We start from the raw sequence: 22,539 nt of genomic DNA on the forward strand, positions 1-22,539 counted from the left end.
GATGGGGTTCGCGCTCGGTCCTCGCGCACTTCAGGCGGGCTACAAGCTCGCAGCTTTCGACCGGACCGGCTCGACCAACACCGATGCGATCGAGCGCGCGCGCGCCGGCGAACGCGGCCCGATGTGGTTCGTGACGACGGAGCAGACCGCCGGCCGGGGCCGGCGCCAGCGCGCCTGGATATCGCCGCGCGGCAATCTCGCCGCCAGCGTCCTTGAGCTGCTGGACGTCGCGCCGGCGGTTGCCGCCACCATCGGGTTTGCGGCGGGGCTGGCGGAAGAGGCCGCCCTCGAGAAGGTCAGCCTCGAGGCCGCGTTGCGCCTCGGTCCCGACAGGCCCAGATACGCCCTGAAATGGCCGAACGACGTGCTCGCGAACGGCAGGAAGCTCGTCGGCATTGGCCTCGAGGCCGAAGCCATCGGTGATCGCCTCGCCATCGTCGTCGGCATCGGCACCAATGTCGTGGGCGCGCCGGAGGGCACGCCGATGCCGGCCGTGTCGCTCGCCGCCCTCGGCGTCCAGATCAGCGCGGAAGAACTGTTCTCGGCGCTGTCCGATGCCTGGGTCGAGTTCCGCGGCATCTGGGACGATGGCCGCGGCTTTGCCGAAATCCGCAAGCTCTGGCTCGAACGTGCGGCCGGCCTTGGCGAGCGGGTCGCGATCAACACGGGAGCGACGACGCTGGAAGGCATTTTCGACACCATCGACGACACCGGGTGCCTGATCGTCCGCACCGCTGACGGCCGACGCCAGCCGGTGGCGGCCGGCGAGGTGTTCTTCGGCTCGGCCGCCTCCGTGGGAGCTGCGTGATGGCGAAGCCTGATGAACTGGTATTTGCGCCGCTCGGCGGCGTCGGCGAGATCGGCATGAACCTGTCGATCTACGGCCTCGGCAACCGCCAACAGCGGTCCTGGCTCGCGGTCGATCTCGGCGTCTCCTTCGGCGACGAGGAGCACCTGCCGGGCATCGACCTGATCATGCCCGACATCAGCTTCCTGGAGAAGGAACGCAAGAACCTGATGGGGCTGGTGCTGACCCACGCCCATGAGGACCATTTCGGCGCCATCATCGATCTCTGGCCGAAGCTGAAATGCCCGATCTATGCGACCCAGTTCAGCGCGGCGCTGTTCGAGGCCAAGCTTGCGGCCGAGCGTAACGCGCCGAAGATCCCGGTGACGGTGGTGCCGTCGGGCGGGCGCGTCGATATCGGCCCGTTCAACGTCGAGTTCATTCCGGTCGCGCATTCGATTCCAGAGTCGCATGCGCTGGCGATCCACACCTCGGCCGGCATCGTGCTGCACACCGGCGACTGGAAGATCGACCCGACCCCGATCATTGGCCGGCCGACCGACGAAAAGCGGCTGCGCGAACTGGGCGACGAGGGCGTGCTCGCTTTGATCGGCGATTCCACCAACGCCGTGCGCGACGGCCGCTCGCCGTCCGAAGCCGAGGTCGCCAAGACCATCACGGAGCTGGTGAAGGCGGCCAAAGGCCGTGTCGCAGTCACGACCTTTGCCTCCAACGTCGCGCGCCTCAAGGCCGTCGCCGATGCGGCGCGCGCCGCCGACCGCGAGGTTGTCGTGGTCGGCCGCGCCATGGAGCGCGTGTCGCAGGTCGCGCGCGAGACCGGTTATCTCGACGGCGTGCAGAACTTCCGCTCGACCGACGTCTACGGCCATCTGCCGCAGGACAAGGTGCTGGCGCTCTGCACCGGCAGCCAGGGCGAGGCCCGCGCCGCGCTGGCGCGTATCGCCAATGACGACCACCCCGAGATCACGCTGAACCGCGGCGACTGCGTGATCTTCTCCTCGCGCACCATTCCCGGCAACGAGAAGGCCGTCGGCGCGATCATCAACAATCTGATCCTCCAGGGCGTCGAGGTCATCACCGACCGCGATCATCTGGTCCACGTCTCCGGCCATCCGCGCCGCGACGAGCTGCGCGACATGATCGCCTGGGTCAGGCCGCAGCTCCTGATCCCCGTCCATGGCGAGGCCCTGCATCTGCACGAGCATGCCAAGCTCGCGCGCGCCGCCGGCGTGCCCCGCGTGCTGGTCATCCGCAACGGCGACCTGATCAAGCTCGGCCCCGGCGATCCCGGCGTGATCGGCGAGGTGCCTTCGGGCCGTCTCTACAAGGACGGCACGATTTTGGAGGATTCCAAGTCCCGTGCTGTGGTCGAGCGCCGCCGCATGGCGTTCTCCGGCTGTGCCTTCGTCGCTTTCGCCATGAACGCGCAGGGCGAGCTCGTCGACGATCCCGAGGTCGATCTCGTCGGCATCCCCGACAAGAACCGGGCGGGCGAGCCCTTCGACGACATCGTGTTCGACGCCGTGGTCTCCACCATCGAGGGCCTGCCGAAGGCCCGTCGCCGCGATCCGGATGCCTTGGCCGAGTCGGTGCGACGCGCTGTCCGGTCCGTGATCAACGAACATTGGGGCAAAAAGCCCCCCTGTCTGGTACACGTCCTGACAGTGTAGACTAAGCGTGGTCTTCGGATCATGCGCTGAGGGAGAAGAAACATGCTGGGTCGCCTCAACCATGTCGCGATCGCGACCAAGGACGCCATCAAGGCCGCCAGGATCTACGGTGCGGCGTTCGGCGCCCAGATCTCGGAGGCCGTGCCGCTGCCCGAGCATGGCGTGATCACCGTGTTCGCGACGCTGCCCAACACCAAGATCGAGTTCATCGAGCCGCTCGGCGAGACCTCTCCGATTGCAAAATTCGTCGAACGCAATCCCGACGGCGGCATCCACCACATCTGCTACGAGGTCGTCGACATCATCGCCTCGCGCGATACGCTGGTGAAGGAGGGCGCGCGCGTGCTCGGCGACGGCGTGCCGAAGATCGGCGCCCACGGCAAGCCGGTGCTGTTCCTGCACCCGAAGGATTTTTCCGGCGCGCTGGTCGAAATCGAGCAGGCGTAAGGCCGGACCCATGGCCATCCAGATATCCACCGCAATCGCGATCTACTTCGTCATCTGGTGGATCGCGCTGTTCCTGACGCTGCCGTTCGGCGTGCGCAGCCAGCACGAGGACGGCGTCGGCGCGCCCGGCACCGATCCCGGCGCGCCGATCCTGACGCGGATGAGAAGCAAGCTGATCTGGACCTCGATCATCTCGGCGATCATCTACGGGATCGGCATCGCCGCCTATCACGCCGGCTATCTCTCGATCGAGCGCCTGTCGAAATTGATGGGCATGCCGTTCTAGATACTTGAAATTGTTTTGTTGCTGTGGGGGTAACGAATGACTTTTCAGAGGATCGTCATCGCGCTTCTGGTGCTGATCGTCGCCGGTCTCGGCGCAATCGGCTATTTCGAATGGAAGATGGCGGTGCAGGTGCGAACGCTGAAGGCGTTCGTCGAGGGCTACGTCTTCAACGAGGCTGTCATGGCCTGCGAGCAGGCCAAGAGCTCGACGCCGTTCAAATGGAACGGAGGCAAGAGCACCTCGGTGATTGGGCTGAACTCGGTCAAGCTGGACAAATACAACGTCAGCGCCAGCTACACGCTGGTGGCGGATGGCGTCTATTGTGATTACGATCCGATCAAAAGAAAGGCCGAGATCGGCTCGAGCTTCCTGGAGCGGGAGTAACGATCCGGCCCATCCATGGGGCGGATCGTCATGACGCAAGGGCAGGCGGGGGACTATCGGATTCTGCATGAGGCCGCCTTGCGGGACTATCTCGCGGGCGTGCCGGACCTCGTGGCGCTTCTCGGCGCTGAACCGGTGTCCTGGTCGATCACCGAGGTCGGCGACGGCAATCTCAATCTCGTCTTCATCGTCAAGGGCGACCGCGGCGGCGTCGCCGTCAAGCAGGCGCTGCCTTACGTCCGGCTCGTCGGTGAGAGCTGGCCGCTGCCGCTGTCGCGGGCCCATTACGAATTTCTGGCCTTGTCCCGGCAGGCCGAGCTCGCGCCCGGTCTCGTGCCGGCGCTGCTGCACCACAACGAGACGCTGGCGCTGACGGTGATGGAGCTGCTCGAGCCCCACATCATCATGCGCAGGGGACTGGTCGCGGCCACCCAATATCCCCGTTTCGTGGACGACATCACCACCTTCATGGCGCGAAGCCTGTTCTTTACCTCCGACCTTGCGCTCTCGGCGGCCGACAAGAAACAGGCCATCGCCGCCTTCGCCGGCAACCACGCCCTGTGCAAGATCACCGAGGATCTGATCTTCACCGATCCCTACCGCATCGCCGAGCAGAACCGCTGGACCGCACCGTATCTCGACGGTCTCGCCGCGGGCTTGCGCGACGACATGGAGCTGCACGTCGCGGTCTCCCGCCTCAAGCTGAAGTTCATGGCCAGCCCCGAGGCGCTGCTGCATGGCGACCTCCACACCGGATCGATCATGGTGACGGACAGCCAGACGCGGGTGATCGATCCGGAATTCGCATTCTACGGCCCGATGGGTTTCGACGTCGGCGCCGTGCTGGCAAACCTGCTGATGGCCTATTTCGCTTCCGCCGGTCACGAGCGCTCGCCCGGCGAGCGGCAGGCATTCGAGGCCTGGGTGCTGGGGACGGTCGAAGCGGTCTGGACCGAGTTCGCCCGCAAATTCCTCGACCTCTGGCGGGCCGGCGCTGCCGGTGACGCTTATCCGGTCTCGCTGTTCGCCGGCGAGAAGGGCGCCGCACGGCTGGAGCTCGAGCGGCAGGCCTATATGCAGCGCCTGTTCGTCGACACCGTGGGCTTTGCCGCCGCCAAGACCATCCGCCGCATCTTCGGCCTCGCCCACAACATCGATTTCGAGCTGATCGAGGACCCGAAGCGGCGGGCGATCAGCGAAGCCCGCGCCGTGCGGCTGGCGCGGGCGATGATGGTGGAGGCGGTGGCGTTTCGGACGATCGCCGACGTCACCGGCGCGGCGCGAAAACTGCGGGATTGGATGCCGGAACTGTCCGGCTGATGGGCCTCAATACAGACGCATCGGCAGCAGGACGCCGTCCGTACCGACCAAAAGACCCTAGGTCTCGTTCGCCGCGACCTCGAATTCCCGGTTCTGCGCGCTGCCACCCTTGACCTTGACGGCGACCTTGTATTTGCCGGGCGGCAGATCGAGCTTCTGGTCATCAGGCAATTCGCCTGCGGCGCTCTCGGAGGACATCAGTTTGTCGCCGGCATGCGCCGCCAGCTTGATGGTCCGCTCGTTGACGGTGACGACGGCCGCGTCGTCCGTCTTGTTGCCGAGCATCAGCCGCCCATGCTCCGGTTTTGGCAAAAACCCTGCCGTTGCGACAGGGCGCTTGCGCAGCGACAGGTCGGCGATTGTCTTGCCGTCCTGGCGGGTGAGCCGAAGCGACGCCGGTCCGACGGCCGTGGTGAAGCCGATCACGGCGCGGTCCGCTTCGACCGCCGCGCCATCCTTCTCGGTCCAGCCCCACGCGTCGAGCGCGGCGCGATAGAAGCCGAGGACCGCCTCGAGATCGCGCGACGTCTCGACGTGAGCCGACCGGATAAAGGGCGAGTTGTTCGCGGTCATCAGGCCCCAGCTGCCGGGGAGCGGCAGGCCCACATCTGCGGACATTTTGCTCTCAAAGGTCCGGCTCCCGGCCCGCGCCAGCTTCGTGAGGGCGTCGCAGAGCAGGCGCTCACCGAGCGTGTCGGCGGAGCAATGGCCCCTGACCGCCCACCAGGTATCGGCAACTTCCCCGTTTGACCGCGAGGTGTGGGACCAGCCGGCCTGGATGCTGCCGGTGGAACTGTCCCGGGCCGGGTCCGGCGTGACGGGGATCGCCATCGCAGCAGTCGCGGCGACCAGACTGCCCGCGAGCAGGATGCCAAACGTTCGACGCTTCATTTTTTCCGCGATCCCTGGAGCTCGGATAATGATCCTGAGCTTGGTCGCACCGATCGCGGAAAATGTTCACTGACCCGTCCGCTCCATGACGCACCGCGTCAATCGACGACTTGCGTCGCCTTAGCGTGCAACCTCGCCCACGAGGCCGTCGCTGCCTCAGGAAACGGCGCCGATTGCCATCAAAACGAAGCTTGCCTTCGACCGGTCACGGATGATCAACTCCGCGATTGGGATGGCTGCGTTGTTGGGAGACAGATGATGTTCAGGCTAGTGGCGATCATTGCTGGTTTGGGGCTGGCGCTCGCCGCCACGGCGGAAGCCCAGACGCCGCGCAAGGGCGGAACCATCCGCATGACCGCGCCCTATGGGTCGAGCTTCACCAGCCTCGATATCCACACCACGCAGCGCGCCCAGGACGAGATCTACGCCAAGGCGCTGCATCGCTCGCTCTACATCTGGAATTCCGCGGAAGGAAAGCCGGTTCTGGAGCTTGCCAAGGAGGACGTCGTCTCGGGCGGAGGCCTGGTTCACACCTTCAAGCTCCGCGACGACGCCTATTTCCACAATGGCCGCAAGATGACCGCCGACGACGTCATCTGGTCCTACAACCGTATCATGGACGGCACCAAGGCCTATCCGGGCGCGCGTTTCGTCCGCATGATCGAGGGCGCGGCGGCGGTCGAGAAGGGTCAGGCCAAGGAGATCTCCGGCCTGAAGAAGATCGACGACTTCACCGTCGAGATGAAGCTGACCGAGAAGGTCGATCCGGGCTTCTACTTCTTCACCGCGCTGACCTCGATCTATCCCGCCGACGAGGGCGCCAAGGAGAGCTTCCTCCAGAAGCCGATCGGCCTCGGGCCGTTCAAGTTCGTCGAGCACGTGCCGGGATCGCGCATCGTGCTGGAGCGCTGGGACCGGTTCTACAAGCCCGGCAAGCCCTACGCCGACAAGGTCATCGTGTCGATCATGGCCGAGGCCGCGGCACGCGATGTCGCCTTTCGCAACAAGGAGATCGACACCTCGGTGCTGGGGCCTGCGCAATATGTCGCCTATCAGAACGACGCCGACCTCAAGGGCACCGTCGTCGAGGTTGCCGAGGTCTTCACGCGTTACATGGGGATGAATCCCGCGTTCAAGCCGTTCGCCGACAAGCGCGTCCGCCAGGCGATCAACTACGCCATCGACACCGATTTGATCATCAACAAGCTGGTCAAGGGCAAGGCCTATCGCGCCACCAGTTGGCTGCCGCTGACCTCGCCCGCCTACGACAAGGCGATGAAGCCTTACGCCTTCGATCCCGCCAAGGCCAGGCAGCTGCTCGCCGACGCCGGCTACCCCTCTGGCTTCGAGTTCGAATGGACCACCAGCCAGAACGAGAGCTGGGGTCTGCCGATCGTCTCGGCCGTGATCCCGATGCTGGACAAGGTCGGCATCAAGGTCAAGGTCAAGCAGGTCGAGACCGCGGTGCTGTCCGAGGTGGTGCGCAGCGGCGACTATCAGGCCTTCATCTATTCCCAGGCCACCGGCCCGGATCCGCAGGCCGCGCTGAAATGCTTCCACTCGTTGACGCCGCAGCCGGCCTGCAACTACATGAATTACAAGAATGCCGACTTCGACAAGCTGATCGACGAGGCAGGCCAGGCCGACGACGCTGCAAAGCGCATCCAGCTGCTGCAAAAGGCCAACGCGCTGCTCTACGAGGAGGCGCCGGTCTGGTTCTTCAACTACAACAAGGCGGTGATGGCCGTGCAGCCATGGCTCAAGGGCATTCAGCTGAACGCGACCGAACTGACCCACCAGAACGTCGAAGACCTCTGGGTCGACGAGACCTCGCCCGCGAAGTGACACGCGCTCTCGCGCTCCCTCCATCGCGACCGACGATGGGGGGAGAGAAGAAAAGTGCCGATGCTCTCCTTCCTGTTCCGCCGTCTGTTGCAGACCATTCCGACCGTGCTTGCCGTCGTGGCTCTGGTGTTCGTGCTGTTCAGCGTCGTTCCCGGCAGCATCGTCTCCTCCATGAGCGACGACAGCGACCCGCAAGTCGAACTGCGCATGAAGAAGCAGCTCGGCCTCGACCAGCCCGTCTATGTTCGCTTCGGCAGCTACATCGCCAAGCTCGCCACCGGTGATTTCGGGACCTCGTTCCGGACCCGGGAGCCGGTCACGACCATGATCGCCAAACGGATGTGGCCGACGCTGCAGCTCATCTGCGCGGCCATGGCGTTCGCCGTCGTGATCGGTGTGCCGCTCGGCTTCGTCGCCGCGCTGAAGCCCGGCGGCATCGTCGACACGCTCGCCATGGTCGTGGCGGTGTCCGGCCTTTCGATCGCCAAATTCTGGCTCGGGCTGGTGCTGATGTATTTCTTTGCGTTGAAGCTCGGCTGGCTGCCGAGTTTCGGCTATGGCGACGGGGGCTTGAAATATCTGATCCTGCCGGCCGTGACGCTCGGCGTCTCGCCGATGGCGTTGTTCGCCCGGACGACACGCGCCGCGGTCCTCGAGATCATGACCGCTGATTTCGTCCGCACCGCGCGCTCCAAGGGCATGAGCGAGACGCGGGTCGTGAAATGGCATGTGATGCGCAACGCGCTCGTCATCATTCTCACCACCGTCGGCCTGCAGTTCGGCGCGCTGATGGGGCAGGCGGTCGTGGTCGAGAAATTGTTCTCGTGGCCGGGGATAGGCTCGCTGCTGGTGGATAGCGTCCTGCAGCGCGACATTCCGGCGGTCCAGGGCTCCATTCTCGTCGTGGTGTTGTCCTTTCTCGCGATCAATCTGCTGATCGACGTGCTCTACGGCGTGATCGATCCCAGGATCAGATACGCATGAAGCTCCGTGCCAATCTCATCATCGGCGGCGCGTTGTTCGCGCTTGCGATCCTGGTCGGCCTGCTCGCGCCCTGGCTGGCGCATACCGACCCTGTCATGGACGCCAATTTGCTGAACGCGGAGGAGCCGCCGAGCTGGACCTGGTGGTTCGGTACCGACGACCAGGGGCGCGACATCTATTCCCGCGTGGTCTACGGCGCGCGCGTCTCGCTGACGGTTGGGATCGTCTCGCAGCTCATCAACAGCGTGATCGGCGTGGCGCTGGGCCTCAGTGCCGGCTATTGGGGCGGCTGGTGGGACGATGTCGTCAACGGCCTGACCAACGTCATGCTCGCGATCCCCTCGCTGATCTTCGCGCTCGCCATCATGGCGGTGCTGGGGCCCGGCCTGACCAGCCTGCTGATCGCGCTCGGCCTCACCAACTGGTCCTTCACCTGCCGCATCGCGCGGGCCTCGGCGCTGTCGCTGCGAAGCCAGGGCTATGTGCAGGCGGCGACCGTGCTCGGCTACGGCGACCTGCGCATCATGATCACGCAGCTGTTGCCGAACATGCTGGGGCCGATCGTCGTGATCGGCACGCTCGGCATGGGCAGCGCGGTCTTGTCCGAAGCCGCGTTGTCGTTCCTCGGCCTCGGCGTCCGGCCACCGTTTCCGAGCTGGGGCAGCATGCTGTCGGACGCCCGCGACCAGATCACGACGGCGCCGTGGCTCTCGGTCTTTCCGGGTCTCGCCATCTTCCTGACGGTGCTTGGTCTCAATCTGCTCGGCGATGGCCTGCGCGACATTCTCGATCCGCAATCGCGGAGCCGGCGGACATGACCGGCGCGCCGCTGATCGAAGTCGAGGATTTGCGTATCGATCTTCACGACGGATCGCGGCGCGTTGCGGCGGCCGAAGGCGTTTCGTTCCGGATCGATCGTGGCGAGACGTTCGGCCTCGTCGGCGAATCCGGTTGCGGCAAGAGCATCACGGCGCTCGCTCTGATCGGCCTGCTGCGGCCGCCGCTGTCGATCGGCGATGGCGTCATCCGCTTCGAGGGGAAGGAGATCCAGCACCTGTCAGCCGCCAGGCAGCGGGAGCTCCGCGGCAACCGCATCGCCATGATCTTCCAGGAGCCGATGACGGCTCTCAATCCGGTCTCGCCGGTGGGACGCCAGATCGCCGAGATGTTCGTGCTGCACAAGGGCAAGAGCTGGCGGGAGGCCAACCGGCTGGCGGTCGAGGCGCTGGCGAGCGTCCGCGTGCCTGCGCCGGAGCGGCGCGTGCACGACTACCCGCACCAGCTGTCCGGTGGCATGCGCCAGCGCGTCATGATCGCCATCGCACTGGCCTGCGGTCCGGACCTGCTGATCGCCGACGAGCCGACCACCGCGCTCGACGTGACCGTGCAGGCCGAGATCATCGAGCTGATGCGCAATCTCTGCGCCGAGCGGGGGACGGCGATCCTGATGATCAGCCACGATCTCGGCCTCGTCGCCAATGTCTGCCGCCGCGTCGCCGTGATGTATGCCGGCCGTATCGTCGAGGAGCGCGGCTCGGCAGATATTTTCCGCAAGCCCTCGCACCCCTATACACAGGGCCTGGTGGCCTCGCTGCCGCGGCTGGGTAGCCGCGCCGCGCTCGGCCGGTCCAGGCTCCAGGAGATCGCGGGCGTCGTCCCGGCCATCACGAACTTCCCCGATGGCTGCCGGTTCAATCCGCGCTGCACGCAGGCGACCGAGATTTGCCGGACGGTCGCGCCGGCAGCGGATTTTCTGGAGGCGGGCGGTCTGGTCAGGTGTCACCACCATGCATGAGGGCAGGGCGGATGATGTCATTCTCAGCGTCGAGGATCTCGCGGTCCATTTTCCGGTGGGCGGCGGCCTGTTCGGCCGCCAACGGCTGCTTCGGGCCGTCGACGGGGTCGATCTCACCCTGAAACGCGGCGAATGCCTCGGCCTCGTCGGCGAGTCCGGCTCCGGCAAGTCGACGGTCGCCTTGTCGATCCTCGGCCTGTTGACGCCGACGCGCGGCCGCGTCGTGCTGGACGGGCAGGTCGTGGCGAACCGGCAATCCGGCGATCGGAAGTCGCTGGCGCGGATCGTGCAGATCGTGTTCCAGGATCCCTACGCCTCGCTCAACCCGCGCCAGACCGTTCGCCGCACGCTGGAGGATCCCCTGCGCGTCCACGGCGTGACCGCAAAGAGCGAGATCGAGGACCGCGTCGCGACGATGCTGCGGCATGTCGGCTTGCGGCCCGAACAGGCCGATCGCTACCCGCACGAATTCTCCGGCGGCCAGCGCCAGCGCATCGGCATCGCCCGCGCGCTGATCCTCAATCCCAAAATCGTCATCTGCGACGAGCCGGTCTCGGCGCTCGACGTCTCGATCCGCGCCCAGATCATCAACCTGCTGCTGGAACTGAAGGAGACGCTCGGTCTCTCCTACATCATGATCAGCCATGACCTCGGTGTCGTCGAGCACATGAGCGACAAGGTCGCCGTGATGTATCTCGGCCGCATCGTGGAGAACGGCGACTGGCGCGAGATTTTTGAACGGCCCGCGCATCCCTATACACAGGCGCTGATTGCGGCGATCCCGGATCCGCTGCGTCATGCGCCGCTGGCGACGACGGGCGGCGATCTGCCGAACCCGCTCAATCCGCCGAACGGGTGCGCGTTCGGCCCACGCTGTCGCTACGCGGAAGATGTGTGCCGGAAAGAGCCGGGGCCGGTCCTGGAAACGCGCGCCGACGGACATGCGGTGCGGTGCTGGCGGAGCGAGGAGATTGCGAGCGTAGCAGCAAGCGTCGCCCAATCCCCGTCGCTCTGAGGTGACGGAACATTCGGTCGCGAAACGAGGAGTGGTGTAGCGCATGCACCTCGAAAATCGCACGATTTTCGCGATGACCAAGGTCATCTCGTTGCTGCTTTCCGCTAGTTGAGCGGGGTTTGGGCGTGGCCGCGGCCCGGTTTTCAGCTATGTACATGGGCTGAACAGCAAGAGGTCGCCGCAAATGGTGTCAGCCTTTCATCGGCCAGAACAAAGCTACGATAGTCGCGTCATCGCACCCACCGAAAGCAACCGAAAGCTTCTATCCGAAGGAAGCGCACGATCCGGTGCGCGGCTCCCGAGCGTTGCGAATAAGCAACAGCGCGCTTGGACTTGCATCGAAACGGTCGGGAAATTCTGGAAATGAATCGACACAATTGCGGTGTGCGATCTAACGATGTGCGAACTTAGGTTCACTGAACCGGTTGTAAGTCCATTTTTTATGCACGTTTGAAAATAGGGGCTTGGTGGTGCGACTTATGGCTGTGCGATGCCTGCCGGTTATTTTGGTGGGCTGCTCGCTCGTGCTGCCGGGGGCGGCTTGGGCCGAGGTTCAGATCGGCGCAAATTTCAACAGTGAAGGAGCCGGTCCCGCGGTCGGCACCAGTTCCGATCTGCCGCCCAACCCGAACTATGCCGGTGCGATCCAAGCTATCGCGCCGGATCTGTCAAACAGCAACATCATGTATATCGGCTCCGTCGGGGGCGGCATTTGGAAGACAACCAATGGCGGTACGAGCTGGACCGCGCTGACCGACCAGAACGTCTCTCTGTCCATCAACAGCCTCGCGCTCGACCCGACCGACGCCACTCACCAGACGCTGATCGCCGGCAACGGCAATATCTCCAACGGCGGATTTGCTTCGACGTCGGTGTTTTCGACTCCGCAGAATTTCGGCGGCGTGCAAGCCGGGCTGCTGTACAGTACCAATGGCGGTGCGACGTTCACCCGGCTCGGGGCGTCGACGTTCAGCGGGCAAAGCGTGGTCGACGTCGCCGCCCGCGGCTCGAACATTCTGGCGGCCACCGCCGAGCCGCGCACTATGGAGGCGGGAGCTTCGTTCTTCTCCGGCGGCCTCTACCGCAGCACCAATGGCGGCACATCGTTCGCGCTCGTCGGACCCGGCAACGGATTGCCATCCGGACCCGTGACGTCCTTGGTCGGTGACCCCAACAATCCGAACACCTTCTATGCTGCGGTCACCGCCAGCAGCAATGCGACCTACGCCCAGACGGCGGTTTACCGCAGCACGGACGGTGGCGCGACCTGGTCGGCGGTGTTCACGTCGGCAAACAGCGGCGGTCTGATCAGCGGTGGCGGTCAGACCACGATCAAGCTGGCGGCCGGCCCCGGGGGAACGCTCGCGGTCGGACTGGTCGATCTCGGCACCGGCGCGCTCTCGGGTCTGTTTTACTCCAGCAACAGCGGCGGGGCGTGGACCAGCCTGACCGCTCCCAATGTCAATCCGGGCCAGCAGGCTCCGGTCAATATCGCACTGGCGATTGACCCGACCAGCACCAACATCGTCTACGTCTCCGGGGACAACAACTACACCAACAACGGCGGTATCAACGCGCTGGCGATCGCGCGCGTCAACGCCAGCAACAACACCTCGAGCGCGATGAGCGACGATCATGGCACGCCGGTCAATACGTCTAACGGCTCCACCACCCATCCCGACAGCCGCGCGCTGATCTTCGACGCCTCGGGCAAGCTCTTGATCGGGACCGATGGAGGCCTCTACGCGCGCACCAGTCCATTGACGAGTTCGGGCAGTTTTACCCCGCTCAACAATTTTTCGACGATGGAGCTGTATTCGGCGTCCTACGACGCCAACAGCAAGCGCATGGTCGTTGCCGCTCAGGACAATGGCAGCTCCTATCAGTCGGCGCCGGGCAGCAAGACTTTCAATCTGGTCGGCGGCGGGGATGGCATCAATGCCCGGGTCAACGACGTGACGCTGGGCACCAGCAGCGCGCTTTACACGACGTGCCAGAACCTCGCTTGCGCAAACCGGATCATCGTCGACAGCAATGGCAACATCACCCATCAGGCGAACGTCAGCTTTGGCGGTCTCACTTTTGGCGATTTCAGCGCGCCGCTCGTCCTGAACAACATTGACCCCAGCCGTATGGCGTTGTCGAGCAGCAACGTCTATGTGACCCAGGATACGTTTTCCGGCGCTCACGGCCTGACGCAGTCGAATATCACGCTCGGGCTGACTCAGATTGGCGCAACGGGACAGACGCCAAATGCCATCGACTATGGAACGCGCAACAACATCAATGCGCTGCTCGTGGGCGCGGGACCGTTCAATGCCCCGACCGGCAAGCTCTGGCTGAGCACCACCGCAGGGGCGAGCTCGCTCAACCAGTTGACTGCCTATGCGGGATTGGCACCGACGTCCGTCAAGTTCGACACTCGGTCGGATTCGCGCTTTTTCGTCGCCGACAGCGCCAACCTCTACGGCAGCACCAACCAGGGCACGAGTTTCCAGACTTTGACGGTCAACCTGCCGGCCGATTTCATCCGGCCGACGGCGCTCGGATTCATCGACAGTAACGGCGTCGCCTCGCTGCTGGTCGGCGGCCTGAACAATGCCGACAATGCCGGCAATCCGCTGGTCACCGCCGATAGCGATTCAAGCGGCAATCTGTCGGGCTGGCGTCGGTTCGGCGCGGGTCTGCCCAACGCGCTGATCACCGGGCTGCAATACAATGCCAAGTCCGACACGCTCGCGATCGCAACTGCCGGGCGCGGCGCCTGGCTGCTCTACGACGTGACCAGCAACTATGCGAGCGCCTCGGTGCTTCAGTTCGGCCTTGCAAACAACGACTCGCTCCCGGATTCCTCGATCCTGTTCGGCAATCGTCCGCTGGTCAAATATGGCACGGGGACCCTGACGGTCGCGGGTGACGCGACCTTCACCGGCGGGTCGACGATCAACGGTGGCACCATGCGGATCGGTAATGGTGGAACGACCGGCAGTGTTCAGGGCAACATCGCCTTCTGCTCCAATGCAGCCGATCCGCTCTGCGACGCCAGCGCCAACAAGATACTTGCCTTCAACCGTTCGAACAATCTGACGGTTGCCGGCACGATCAGCGGTCCGGGGCAGCTGCTCCAGCAAGGCGCCGGGACGCTCGTTCTCACGGCGAACAACAGCTATAGCGGCGGCACGACCATCAGCAGCGGCATTCTGCAACTCGGCAATGGCGGGACGTCCGGTTCGATCAGCGGCAACGTCGTCGACAATTCGCTCCTCGCCTTTGCGCGGTCCGATGCCTTCACGTTCTCCGGCCTTATCTCGGGTACGGGCACTGTGCAGCAGGCCGGCCCGGGCACGACGACGTTCTCGGCGGCCAATACCTATGGCGGTGGAACGTTTGTCACCGGCGGCACGCTGTCCTTCTCGGGCGGCGGCACGTTGGGAGCCGCAACCGGCGCGACGACGGTCTCGACGGGCGGCACGCTCGACCTGGCCGGCACGACGCAGACGCAGGCCGCCGTGAATCTCGCCGGTGGTCTGATCAAGAACGGAAGCCTGAATGCGACGATCAGCTCGAACGGAGGCAGCCTCAATGGTATCGGCGGTTCGGCGAGCCTGACCACGCTCGGCGGCCTCACGTCGTTGTTCGGCATCAACGGCTATTCCGGCGCCACCAATGTGAATGGCGGCGTGCTCGACGTCGAAGGCTCGATCACGGGAACCTCGTCGGTCACGGTCAATGGCGGCGGCGTGTTGACCGGCGCCGGCACGGTCGATCCGCTCCTGGTCAGCATTGCCAGCGGCGGCATCCTGGCTCCAGGCAACGGCACGCCGGCCAGTTCGATGACGATCGTGGGCAATCTGGCGTTCCAGTCAGGTGCGCTGTACATGATACAGCTCAACCCCACGACGGCTTCGTTCGCGAGTGTCACGGGCTCGGCAACGCTGGCCGGCAACAACGTGGATGCAATCTTCGCCAACGGAACCTACGTTTCCAAGCAATATACGATCTTGACCGCGGCTGGCGGCGTCAACGGAACGTTCTCAGGCCCGGTCAATACGAACCTGCCGAGTGGTTTCAAGACGTCACTGAGCTACGACTCCACGAACACCTATCTGAATCTGACACTGTCATTTGGACTTGGTGGATTCGGCATTCCCGGCGGCCTGAACGGCAACCAGCAGGCGGTCGGCAACACCCTGACGAATTATTTCAACAGCAACGGCTCGATCCCCATCGTCTATGGCGCACTCACGGCGGCCGCTCTGACCCAAGCCACCGGCGAGCACGCCACCGGATCGCAGCAGACGACGTTCGATGCGATGGGCATGTTCACCGGCCTGCTCACCGATCCCTTCATGCAGCGAGAGGGCGCGCCGCCCGCGGCTCCCGGACACCAATCTTTTGCTGCCGCGGATGAGGAGGAGGCGCTCGGCTACGCCGCGCGCGAGCGCCGGCGCCTTGCGGGTGAACGCGAAGCCTATACGATGTTCACCAAGGCGCCGCTGCGCAGTGTCTATCAACCACGCTGGAGCGTGTGGGCCGCGGGATTTGGCGGCTCGCAATCGACCGACGGCAAAATTGCCGTGGGTTCTAACGACGCCACCAGCCGTATCTTCGGCACTGCGGTCGGTGCAGACTATTTGTTCTCGCCGACGACACTCGCGGGCTTTGCTTTGGCCGGCGGCGGCACGAATTTCAGTGTCAACAATCTTGGCACGGGACGGTCTGACCTGTTCCAGGCCGGCGCCTATGTTCGTCACTTCAACGGGCCGGCCTATATCTCCGGCGCCGTTGCCTATGGCTGGCAGGACGTCACCACCGACCGTACCCTGACGATCGCCGGCACAGACCGGTTGCGCGCGGAATTCAAGGCCAATGCCTTCTCCGGCCGGGTCGAGGGCGGCTATCGTTTCGTCGGGCCGTGGTCGGCCGGGATCGGCGTCACCCCCTACGCCGCAGCGCAGGTGACAAGCTTCGTGCTGCCGGCTTACGCCGAAGCCGTCGTATCCGGGGCGGGGACATTTGCGCTGGCCTATGGATCGAAGACCGTCACCGACAGCCGCAGCGAGCTCGGTCTGCGCACAGACAAGAGCTTTGCCATGCAGAACGCAATCCTGACCCTGCGCGGCCGTGTCGCGTGGGCGCATGATTTCGATCCGAACCGGTCGGTCGCCGCGACCTTCCAGGCGCTGCCGGGGACGAGCTTTGTCGTCAACGGCGCGGCACAAGCCGCGGATTCGGCGCTCACGACGGCATCGGCTGAGGTGAAGTGGCTGAGCGGGTGGTCGGCAGCAGCGACGTTCGAAGGCGAATTCTCCAACGTGACCCGCTCCTACGCCGGCAAGGGCGCTGTCCGCTACGCCTGGTGAAACGAAGCGAACGAGCGTAGCGGATCCGAATTTCAACAATCTGTATTGAAACAGAAGGGCCCGCTCCACGCTAACAACGGGCGCAATTATCTGAAAGCAAGAGTGTGCGTTCAGATCTCGCTCGAAGACTTGATTGCGAAACGAAATTCAAAGTGCATGGCAACAATATTCAGCGACCGGTGGTATCATTTCCCAACGCAGCAGGCTTGCTTCTAACTGTTCACTCCTTATGGGCGCCTGGCGCCCCCGGTCTACCTCCTTCAGGGTTTCGCACCTCAAGATCGGATTTGCGCAGTGTTGTTTGAGCCACGTCCACGAATAGCACCTTGCGTTCGCGGGTTGCTTCGCTGCCCGTCGCAACGACGAAATCAGCACAGCAAGCGTCGCTCCATCCCCGTCACCCTGAGGTGGCCGCTTCTTCAGCGGCCCTCGAAGGACGACGGCCCGGCTGGCAGCTCGGCCGTACATCCTTCGGGGCTCCGCATGCGGTGCGTTCGCATCGCCTGCTTCGCACCTCAGGATGACGGGTTGTTGTTCAGGTTCTCGGGAGGAGCTGCCGCTGATGCGCCGACCGCCATGATGACATCCTACCCCTGTTTTGCCCGACGGGTCAAATTGAAATTCGAAAAATCAGCAATTTAGCGGCGTTGCTGGCAAGCCATTGATTTTGCTGATCCTGGCTACTGTGCATGGGGTTGTTTTCGCGCTTTTGTCTTGAGCACCGACTACTCCGCCGCTTTCTCCCGCAGCCGCTGCGCATAGACGTTGATGACCAGCGCCGCCAGCAGGATCAGGCCGCGGATCAGGATCTTCAAAAAACTGTCGATGTTGACGTGGTCGAGGCCATTGTTGAGGACACCGAGCACGAACAGGCCGACGATGGTATTGCCGATGCCGCCGCGGCCGCCGAACAGGCTGGTTCCGCCGACCACGACGGCGGCGATGGAGTCGAGCAGGTAGGTGTCGAACTCGTTCTGCTGCGCGCTGCCGAAATGGGCGACACCGAGCATGCCGCCGATGCCGGAGCAGACCGCCGAGATCACCATGACGGCGCCTAGGATGAGCTTGACGTTGAGGCCGGAATATTCGGCCGCCTCGCGGTTGCCGCCGACCATGTAGACGTAGCGGCCGAAGCGCGTGTAGGTCAGCACCAGATGGCCGCCGAGCAGCATGATGGCTGCGACGATGACGATCCACGGGATGCCGCCGATCGAGCCCGAGCCGAGCGTGGTGATCAGGCCGGGCACCTTGTAGGCGATCTGGCCGCGCACCAGCAGGGCCGAGACGCCGGCCGCGATCTGCATCATCGCGAGCGTCATGATGAAGGAGGGGATGCCGATCACGGTCAGTCCCAGTGCATTGACCAGGCCCAGCAGCGCGCAGAGCAGGATCGACATGAGGATCGCGACAGCGCCGGGCAGCGGAATGTTGGCGATGTTGACGTAGGATTCCTGCAGCGTGAAGTAGGCGACCGCGATGCCGGTGACGTTGGCGATGCTGGCGATGGAGAGGTCGATCTCCGCGCACAGGATCACGAAGGTGAGACCGACGGCGATGATGCCCGTCACCGACACTTGCGTGAGGATGTTGCCGAGATTGTCCAGCGTCGCGAAGGAGGGGCTCGCGAGCGCGAAGAAGCCGGACAGGAAGATCAAGGTCAGGAACGGTGCGATGTTGCGCATCTGCGAGCGCAGGAAGGGCGCGAGACCCCGCGTTTTCCGACCCACCGCTGGAACCGTCTCACTGCTCGCCATGGTGCTTCTCCGTCACGCCGCTTCCAGCAGGCGGTCCTTGCTGACCGGCTCGTTCTTGAACTCCCGCACCAACGTGCCGCGCTTGAGCACGAGGATGCGGTCGGCCAGCGACAGCACCGTTTCCGGCTCGGTCGACAGCACGATGACGGCGAGCCCCCTGGCGCGGAGGTCGCGGACGATGTTGATGACGTCGTTCTTGGCGCCGACATCCATGCCGCGGGTCGGCTCGCACAGCACCAGCAGTTTCGGCGGATAGGTCAGCCATTTTGCCAGCGCGACCTTCTGCTGGTTGCCGCCGGAGAGCATGCCGAGATCGAGGCCGACGACCGGCGGCCTGATCTGCAACTGCTCGACCTGGCGCCTGGCGATATCGCGCTCCTGCGTTGGCTTGAGCAGCAGGGACGAGATGCGGTCGAGAATGCTGATCGAGATGTTCTTGTAGACCGGCTCCTGGTGAAACAGCATGTCGCGCCGGCTCTCCGGCACCAGCGCCACCCCCGCGCGCCGCGCCGCCGCCGTGCTCGCAAAGCTCCTCGGCCTGCCTTCGACCGCGAGCGTGCCGCCATCCGGCTTCAGCTTGCCGAACAGGATGCGCGACAGCTCCTGCTGGCCGCAGCCCATGAAGCCGTAGATGCCGAGCACCTCGCCGGCGCGCGCCTCGAAGGAGATGTCCTTCAGGCTTCGCGCCAGCGAGAGCTGGTCGACTTTCAGGACGACCGAGCCGTCGACGGGCTGCGGCAGCATCAGGTCGTCGGTGTAGCTGTGCTCGAGCGCCTCGCCGCCGCGACCGATCATGGCCTCGATCAGCGCGCCCTTGCTGGTGGCCGAGGCCGCGGTTTCGGCGACCTTCCGGCCGTTGCGGAACACCGTCACCGTGTCGGACACGCGAAGAATGTCCTCGATGAAATGCGAGATGAAGACGATGGCCGTGCCTTCCTCGCGCAGCCGCCGCAGCGTTGCGAACAGGCGCTCGACCTCGGGTGGGGAGAGCGCGGAGGTCGGCTCGTCCAGGATGACGATGCGAGCGCCGGAGAACAGCACGCGCGCGATCTCGATCAGCTGCTGCAGCCCGATCGAGAGGTCGCCGAGCCGGCTCATCGGATCGACGTCGAGACCAAGCCGGGCAAGCTGTTCGCCGGCCTCTCGCGCCATCCGCCGCCATTGCACGAGGCCGAGGGCGTTGGTCGGCTGGTTGCCGAGGAACACGTTCTCGGCGACCGTGAGGTCGGGCGCGACCGAGAGCTCCTGATGCACCATGGCGATGCCGGCCGCGCGCGCATCGCGCGCCGAGCGGAAATGCACCTCCGTCCCGTCGATCAGGAAGCGGCCGGAGAATTCGGTATGCACGCCGGCGATGATCTTCATCAGCGTGCTTTTGCCGGCGCCGTTCTCGCCGACGAGACCATGGATCTCGCCGGCTGACAGCGCGAAGTCGACACCACGAAGCGCTTCGACGCCGCCGAAGCTCTTCGTGATGCCCTGTAGTTCCAGGATGGGCGGACGCACCTCAGGCATGGAAGCTCAGATCAGGAAATGATCCTGCATCCATTGCATCCCGGCGGCGTTGGCCTTGGTCACGACCGGGCCGTCGGTGACGACGTTCTTGGGAATGCCCTGTCCGCTCTTCTCGCCGCCGACCACGGCGGAAACACCCGCGATGATGGCGCCGCCATGGATGCGGCAGGACGGGTTGCGTACGGTTGCGAACATGCGGCCTTCGCTCACCGCCTGGATCGCCGGCGGCATGGCGTCGACGCCGCCGATCAGGATGTTGGTGCGGCCACGCGCCTTCATGATGTTGGCGGCGGCCAGCGCCATGTCGTCATTGTGGAAGAACGCCGCGTCGATCTGCGGATACTTCGTCAGATAGGTTTCCCAGAGCCGCGCGGTCTTCGACACGTCCCAGTCGGCGGGCTGGGTGTCGAGCACCTCGATGCCGGGGAATTGCTTGACGACATTGTTGAAGCCCTTCGCGCGTCCCTGCGCGCCGGTATGGCCGAGGGCTCCCTGCGTCATGATGATCTTGCCCTTGCCGCCCATCGCGTTGCACAGCGCCTGCGTCACCGAAGCGCCCATGAACTCGTTGTCGGGGGCGAGGAAGGAGTGGACGTTGATCTGGTCGAGCGGCGCAATCAGCGTGTCCATGTCGATCACGGGCGTGCCGGCGTCGATCATCTTCTGCACCGGCTGGGTGAGGGTGCCGATGCCGAAAGCCTGGATCGCGACGAAATCCCATTTCTGCGAGGCCATGTTGTCGATCGCGGCGCGTTGCTTCACCGCGTCGAGCTGGCCGTCGAACCAGGTGACTTCGACATTGAACAGCTTGCCCCAGAATTCCGCGGCCTGCTTGCCCTGCGCGCACCAGGTGGCCTGGAGGCCCGCATTCGAGAAGGCCGCCTTCAGCGGCTTCTCGCTTCGTCCGACTTCGGCTGCAAGTGCAGGGTTTATGCCCATGCTGCCAAGGATGGCAGTCGCGGCGCCGGCGGTCGCTGCCACCTGCAGAAGATCGCGCCTCGTCGTCGAGAAATCTTTCGTCCCGGACATCGCTCGCTCCCATGTATTTTATCGTCGGCGCGTCATTGATTGCGCGACCGATCTGCAAAGTCTCTCACAATCGAAGAGTTCACGCCACCCAATCTGCAATCGCGCGAAAAATCGCCGCGGGCCGCGTTGGTGCAGCGCAAAGCGTTACGCTGCGATGCCAGCGAAGGTGTCGATCTCGGCGAGCAATGCGTCCCAAGCCTGCGCGACTGCCGGCGACCATTGCTCGCCGAGCAACTCGCGCAGCGTATCCCGGATCACGGCGAAGAACGTGACGAACAGCTCGCGCGGCGTTCCATAGCCATCGTGCGAGACGACCTCGCAGGCGATCAGCCGGAAGGGCCCGCGACGCTCGCCGGCGAAATCGAGAATCGCCTCGATCGTCAACGCAAGCATCGAGCCCTTCACGAGCGCGCTGCCTTGCGAGCGGAACATCGCCTGCGTTTCGGGATGCTCTGTGAACAGACGTTGGTAGACCAGCGGCGTGAGATCCGCGCAGCGCGAGGCCGCGAGTTCAAAGCTGTTTTCGATGGGATTAGAGGAAGCATTCATTAGCGCTTCAGCCCTACAGACAAAAAAAGAGCGGGGCCCTAGCCCCGCTCGAAAATTGTGTCGACCCTATTATCCCCGATTCTAAGATTTGCTCTTGATTGACGGGGCGACGCTGCGTTTTGCGCGCCAGGGGCTCCTCCCGAGACTTGGACCACCAGACTTTGACCTCGCGGCTAGCCTGAGCAAGAGGGATGCTAGATCAACTTTTCTCACTTGTCATCATTTTCGGCAACGATTGTTCAAAATTAGAGCAGTTAACGAAATGATCAGGCGGTCTAAGGTATAACCATATGACAAATATAAGAAATCTGTGGAGGAGGGAGGCTTGCCCATCTGCCTCAAATGCCGGACGTCTTCTCTTGTGGGGCGGCCGGACCACAATTTTGGAGAAATTTGCGCTGGGCCAAGAAGCCGGCGGAACTGACCTCGACTCAGGTCCCGGCGCGGTGTTTAGTTAGCGGACGAACGAATGGTTCGGCGGATGCGCGCACGGCTGCAAAAATTCCTCCCCCTGGTCCTGCTAGCTTTGGCGATGCAGGTGCTGGCGCCGATCGCCGCCTGTCTGGCGGCCGGCCAGGCCGTGGCCGATCCGCTGTCTGCCGGTGTCATCTGTCACAGCACGAGCGAGCAGGGCGGCTCGACCGACCAGAGCGGCGCGCCGACCGCACATGGCGCGGCATGCGCTCTCTGCTGTCTGGCGCAGGCCAACGCCTCGCTCGATTCGCCGCCGCACACGGCGCTCCCCAGTCCCTTCCGCCACGCAGAACGCGTAGTGTGGCATGTGGCGGATGCGTCCGCCGTCGTAGCCCATAAGGGCACAAGCGCCCAGGCGCGCGCGCCTCCGCACTCCTCCTGACCTAGCGACAAATCGAACCGTTGGCGCG

18 protein-coding genes are annotated in these 22,539 nt (G+C 64.3%); 13 read left to right on the forward strand and 5 right to left on the reverse strand.

What is annotated here, in order from left to right; translation table 11 throughout:
* The first annotated feature begins 1 nt into the window (after nt 1).
* Genes F8237_RS31220 through mtnK form a run of 6 tightly spaced genes read left to right on the forward strand, consistent with a single transcriptional unit; the run spans nt 2 to nt 4,915 of the window.
* Nucleotides 2–808: a biotin--[acetyl-CoA-carboxylase] ligase gene (locus F8237_RS31220; RefSeq protein ID WP_151649934.1), complete on the forward strand. Its 807-nt coding sequence runs from the start codon at nt 2–4 to the stop codon at nt 806–808.
* On the forward strand, nt 808–2,478 hold the full coding sequence (locus F8237_RS31225; RefSeq protein ID WP_151649935.1) for a ribonuclease J: 1,671 nt from the start codon (nt 808–810) through the stop codon (nt 2,476–2,478). The genes F8237_RS31220 and F8237_RS31225 overlap by 1 nt, the downstream gene beginning before the upstream one ends.
* A 42-nt stretch (nt 2,479–2,520) precedes the next feature.
* Entirely contained in the window at nt 2,521–2,925 is a 405-nt protein-coding gene (gene mce, locus F8237_RS31230) for a methylmalonyl-CoA epimerase (RefSeq protein WP_151649936.1), read from the forward strand.
* Nucleotides 2,926–2,935: 10 nt separating this feature from the next.
* Nucleotides 2,936–3,211, forward strand: a complete 276-nt coding sequence (locus F8237_RS31235) for a DUF1467 family protein (protein WP_151649937.1) — start codon at nt 2,936–2,938, stop codon at nt 3,209–3,211.
* Nucleotides 3,212–3,247: 36 nt separating this feature from the next.
* On the forward strand, nt 3,248–3,595 hold the full coding sequence (locus F8237_RS31240; protein WP_151649938.1) for a hypothetical protein: 348 nt from the start codon (nt 3,248–3,250) through the stop codon (nt 3,593–3,595).
* Nucleotides 3,596–3,625: 30 nt separating this feature from the next.
* Nucleotides 3,626–4,915, forward strand: a complete 1,290-nt coding sequence (mtnK, locus tag F8237_RS31245) for an S-methyl-5-thioribose kinase (protein WP_151649939.1) — start codon at nt 3,626–3,628, stop codon at nt 4,913–4,915.
* 57 nt (nt 4,916–4,972) lie between these two features.
* On the opposite strand, the gene F8237_RS31250 is transcribed toward mtnK, so the two are convergent.
* The gene (locus F8237_RS31250; RefSeq protein ID WP_151649940.1) at nt 4,973–5,806 is read right to left on the reverse strand and encodes a hypothetical protein; all 834 of its coding nucleotides are present in this window, start codon (nt 5,804–5,806) and stop codon (nt 4,973–4,975) included.
* A gap of 255 nt (nt 5,807–6,061) precedes the next feature.
* Between F8237_RS31250 and F8237_RS31255 the strand changes: the two genes are divergently transcribed.
* The 6 genes from F8237_RS31255 to F8237_RS31280 all read left to right on the forward strand — a co-directional run bounded on the left by F8237_RS31255 (nt 6,062) and on the right by F8237_RS31280 (nt 16,808).
* Entirely contained in the window at nt 6,062–7,651 is a 1,590-nt protein-coding gene (locus F8237_RS31255; protein WP_151649941.1) for an ABC transporter substrate-binding protein, read from the forward strand.
* Between the two features lie 60 nt (nt 7,652–7,711).
* Complete coding sequence (locus F8237_RS31260; RefSeq protein WP_151650736.1) at nt 7,712–8,635, forward strand: ABC transporter permease; 924 nt, start codon at nt 7,712–7,714, stop codon at nt 8,633–8,635.
* On the forward strand, nt 8,632–9,453 hold the full coding sequence (locus F8237_RS31265; RefSeq protein WP_151649942.1) for an ABC transporter permease: 822 nt from the start codon (nt 8,632–8,634) through the stop codon (nt 9,451–9,453). The genes F8237_RS31260 and F8237_RS31265 overlap by 4 nt, the downstream gene beginning before the upstream one ends.
* A complete protein-coding gene (locus tag F8237_RS31270; RefSeq protein ID WP_151649943.1) occupies nt 9,450–10,430 on the forward strand; it encodes an ABC transporter ATP-binding protein in 981 nt (326 codons plus the stop codon). Before F8237_RS31265 ends, F8237_RS31270 begins: the two co-directional genes overlap by 4 nt.
* Nucleotides 10,423–11,445, forward strand: coding sequence for an ABC transporter ATP-binding protein (locus F8237_RS31275; protein ID WP_151649944.1), 1,023 nt, complete (start codon nt 10,423–10,425; stop codon nt 11,443–11,445). Before F8237_RS31270 ends, F8237_RS31275 begins: the two co-directional genes overlap by 8 nt.
* 479 nt (nt 11,446–11,924) lie before the next feature.
* Nucleotides 11,925–16,808: an autotransporter outer membrane beta-barrel domain-containing protein gene (locus F8237_RS31280; protein ID WP_244626025.1), complete on the forward strand. Its 4,884-nt coding sequence runs from the start codon at nt 11,925–11,927 to the stop codon at nt 16,806–16,808.
* Nucleotides 16,809–17,533: 725 nt separating this feature from the next.
* Here the strand turns inward: F8237_RS31280 and F8237_RS31285 are convergent.
* The 4 genes from F8237_RS31285 to F8237_RS31300 all read right to left on the reverse strand — a co-directional run bounded on the left by F8237_RS31285 (nt 17,534) and on the right by F8237_RS31300 (nt 21,655).
* Nucleotides 17,534–18,562, reverse strand: a complete 1,029-nt coding sequence (locus F8237_RS31285) for an ABC transporter permease (protein WP_151649945.1) — start codon at nt 18,560–18,562, stop codon at nt 17,534–17,536.
* Nucleotides 18,563–18,574: 12 nt separating this feature from the next.
* Entirely contained in the window at nt 18,575–20,077 is a 1,503-nt protein-coding gene (locus F8237_RS31290; RefSeq protein WP_151649946.1) for a sugar ABC transporter ATP-binding protein, read from the reverse strand.
* 6 nt (nt 20,078–20,083) lie between these two features.
* A complete protein-coding gene (locus F8237_RS31295; RefSeq protein ID WP_151649947.1) occupies nt 20,084–21,106 on the reverse strand; it encodes a sugar ABC transporter substrate-binding protein in 1,023 nt (340 codons plus the stop codon).
* A gap of 144 nt (nt 21,107–21,250) precedes the next feature.
* Entirely contained in the window at nt 21,251–21,655 is a 405-nt protein-coding gene (locus F8237_RS31300) for a globin (protein ID WP_151649948.1), read from the reverse strand.
* Between the two features lie 469 nt (nt 21,656–22,124).
* On the opposite strand from F8237_RS31300, the gene F8237_RS31305 reads away from it, so the two are divergent.
* Nucleotides 22,125–22,511, forward strand: coding sequence for a DUF2946 domain-containing protein (locus F8237_RS31305; protein WP_151649949.1), 387 nt, complete (start codon nt 22,125–22,127; stop codon nt 22,509–22,511).
* Nucleotides 22,512–22,539 lie beyond the last annotated feature (28 nt).

Source organism: Bradyrhizobium betae (genome assembly GCF_008932115.1).
Classification (GTDB): Bacteria; Pseudomonadota; Alphaproteobacteria; order Rhizobiales; family Xanthobacteraceae; genus Bradyrhizobium; species Bradyrhizobium betae.

Bases quoted from the DNA above. Each gene is read 5' to 3' on its own strand.
- F8237_RS31220 (WP_151649934.1), top strand. From the start codon at position 2: ATGGGGTTCGCGCTCGGTCCTCGCGCACTTCAGGCGGGCTACAAGCTC.
- F8237_RS31225 (WP_151649935.1), top strand. From the start codon at position 808: ATGGCGAAGCCTGATGAACTGGTATTTGCGCCGCTCGGCGGCGTCGGC.
- mce (WP_151649936.1), top strand. From the start codon at position 2,521: ATGCTGGGTCGCCTCAACCATGTCGCGATCGCGACCAAGGACGCCATC.
- F8237_RS31235 (WP_151649937.1), top strand. From the start codon at position 2,936: ATGGCCATCCAGATATCCACCGCAATCGCGATCTACTTCGTCATCTGG.
- F8237_RS31240 (WP_151649938.1), top strand. From the start codon at position 3,248: ATGACTTTTCAGAGGATCGTCATCGCGCTTCTGGTGCTGATCGTCGCC.
- mtnK (WP_151649939.1), top strand. From the start codon at position 3,626: ATGACGCAAGGGCAGGCGGGGGACTATCGGATTCTGCATGAGGCCGCC.
- F8237_RS31250 (WP_151649940.1), bottom strand. From the start codon at position 5,806: ATGAAGCGTCGAACGTTTGGCATCCTGCTCGCGGGCAGTCTGGTCGCC.
- F8237_RS31255 (WP_151649941.1), top strand. From the start codon at position 6,062: ATGATGTTCAGGCTAGTGGCGATCATTGCTGGTTTGGGGCTGGCGCTC.
- F8237_RS31260 (WP_151650736.1), top strand. From the start codon at position 7,712: ATGCTCTCCTTCCTGTTCCGCCGTCTGTTGCAGACCATTCCGACCGTG.
- F8237_RS31265 (WP_151649942.1), top strand. From the start codon at position 8,632: ATGAAGCTCCGTGCCAATCTCATCATCGGCGGCGCGTTGTTCGCGCTT.
- F8237_RS31270 (WP_151649943.1), top strand. From the start codon at position 9,450: ATGACCGGCGCGCCGCTGATCGAAGTCGAGGATTTGCGTATCGATCTT.
- F8237_RS31275 (WP_151649944.1), top strand. From the start codon at position 10,423: ATGCATGAGGGCAGGGCGGATGATGTCATTCTCAGCGTCGAGGATCTC.
- F8237_RS31280 (WP_244626025.1), top strand. From the start codon at position 11,925: ATGGCTGTGCGATGCCTGCCGGTTATTTTGGTGGGCTGCTCGCTCGTG.
- F8237_RS31285 (WP_151649945.1), bottom strand. From the start codon at position 18,562: ATGGCGAGCAGTGAGACGGTTCCAGCGGTGGGTCGGAAAACGCGGGGT.
- F8237_RS31290 (WP_151649946.1), bottom strand. From the start codon at position 20,077: ATGCCTGAGGTGCGTCCGCCCATCCTGGAACTACAGGGCATCACGAAG.
- F8237_RS31295 (WP_151649947.1), bottom strand. From the start codon at position 21,106: ATGTCCGGGACGAAAGATTTCTCGACGACGAGGCGCGATCTTCTGCAG.
- F8237_RS31300 (WP_151649948.1), bottom strand. From the start codon at position 21,655: ATGAATGCTTCCTCTAATCCCATCGAAAACAGCTTTGAACTCGCGGCC.
- F8237_RS31305 (WP_151649949.1), top strand. From the start codon at position 22,125: ATGGTTCGGCGGATGCGCGCACGGCTGCAAAAATTCCTCCCCCTGGTC.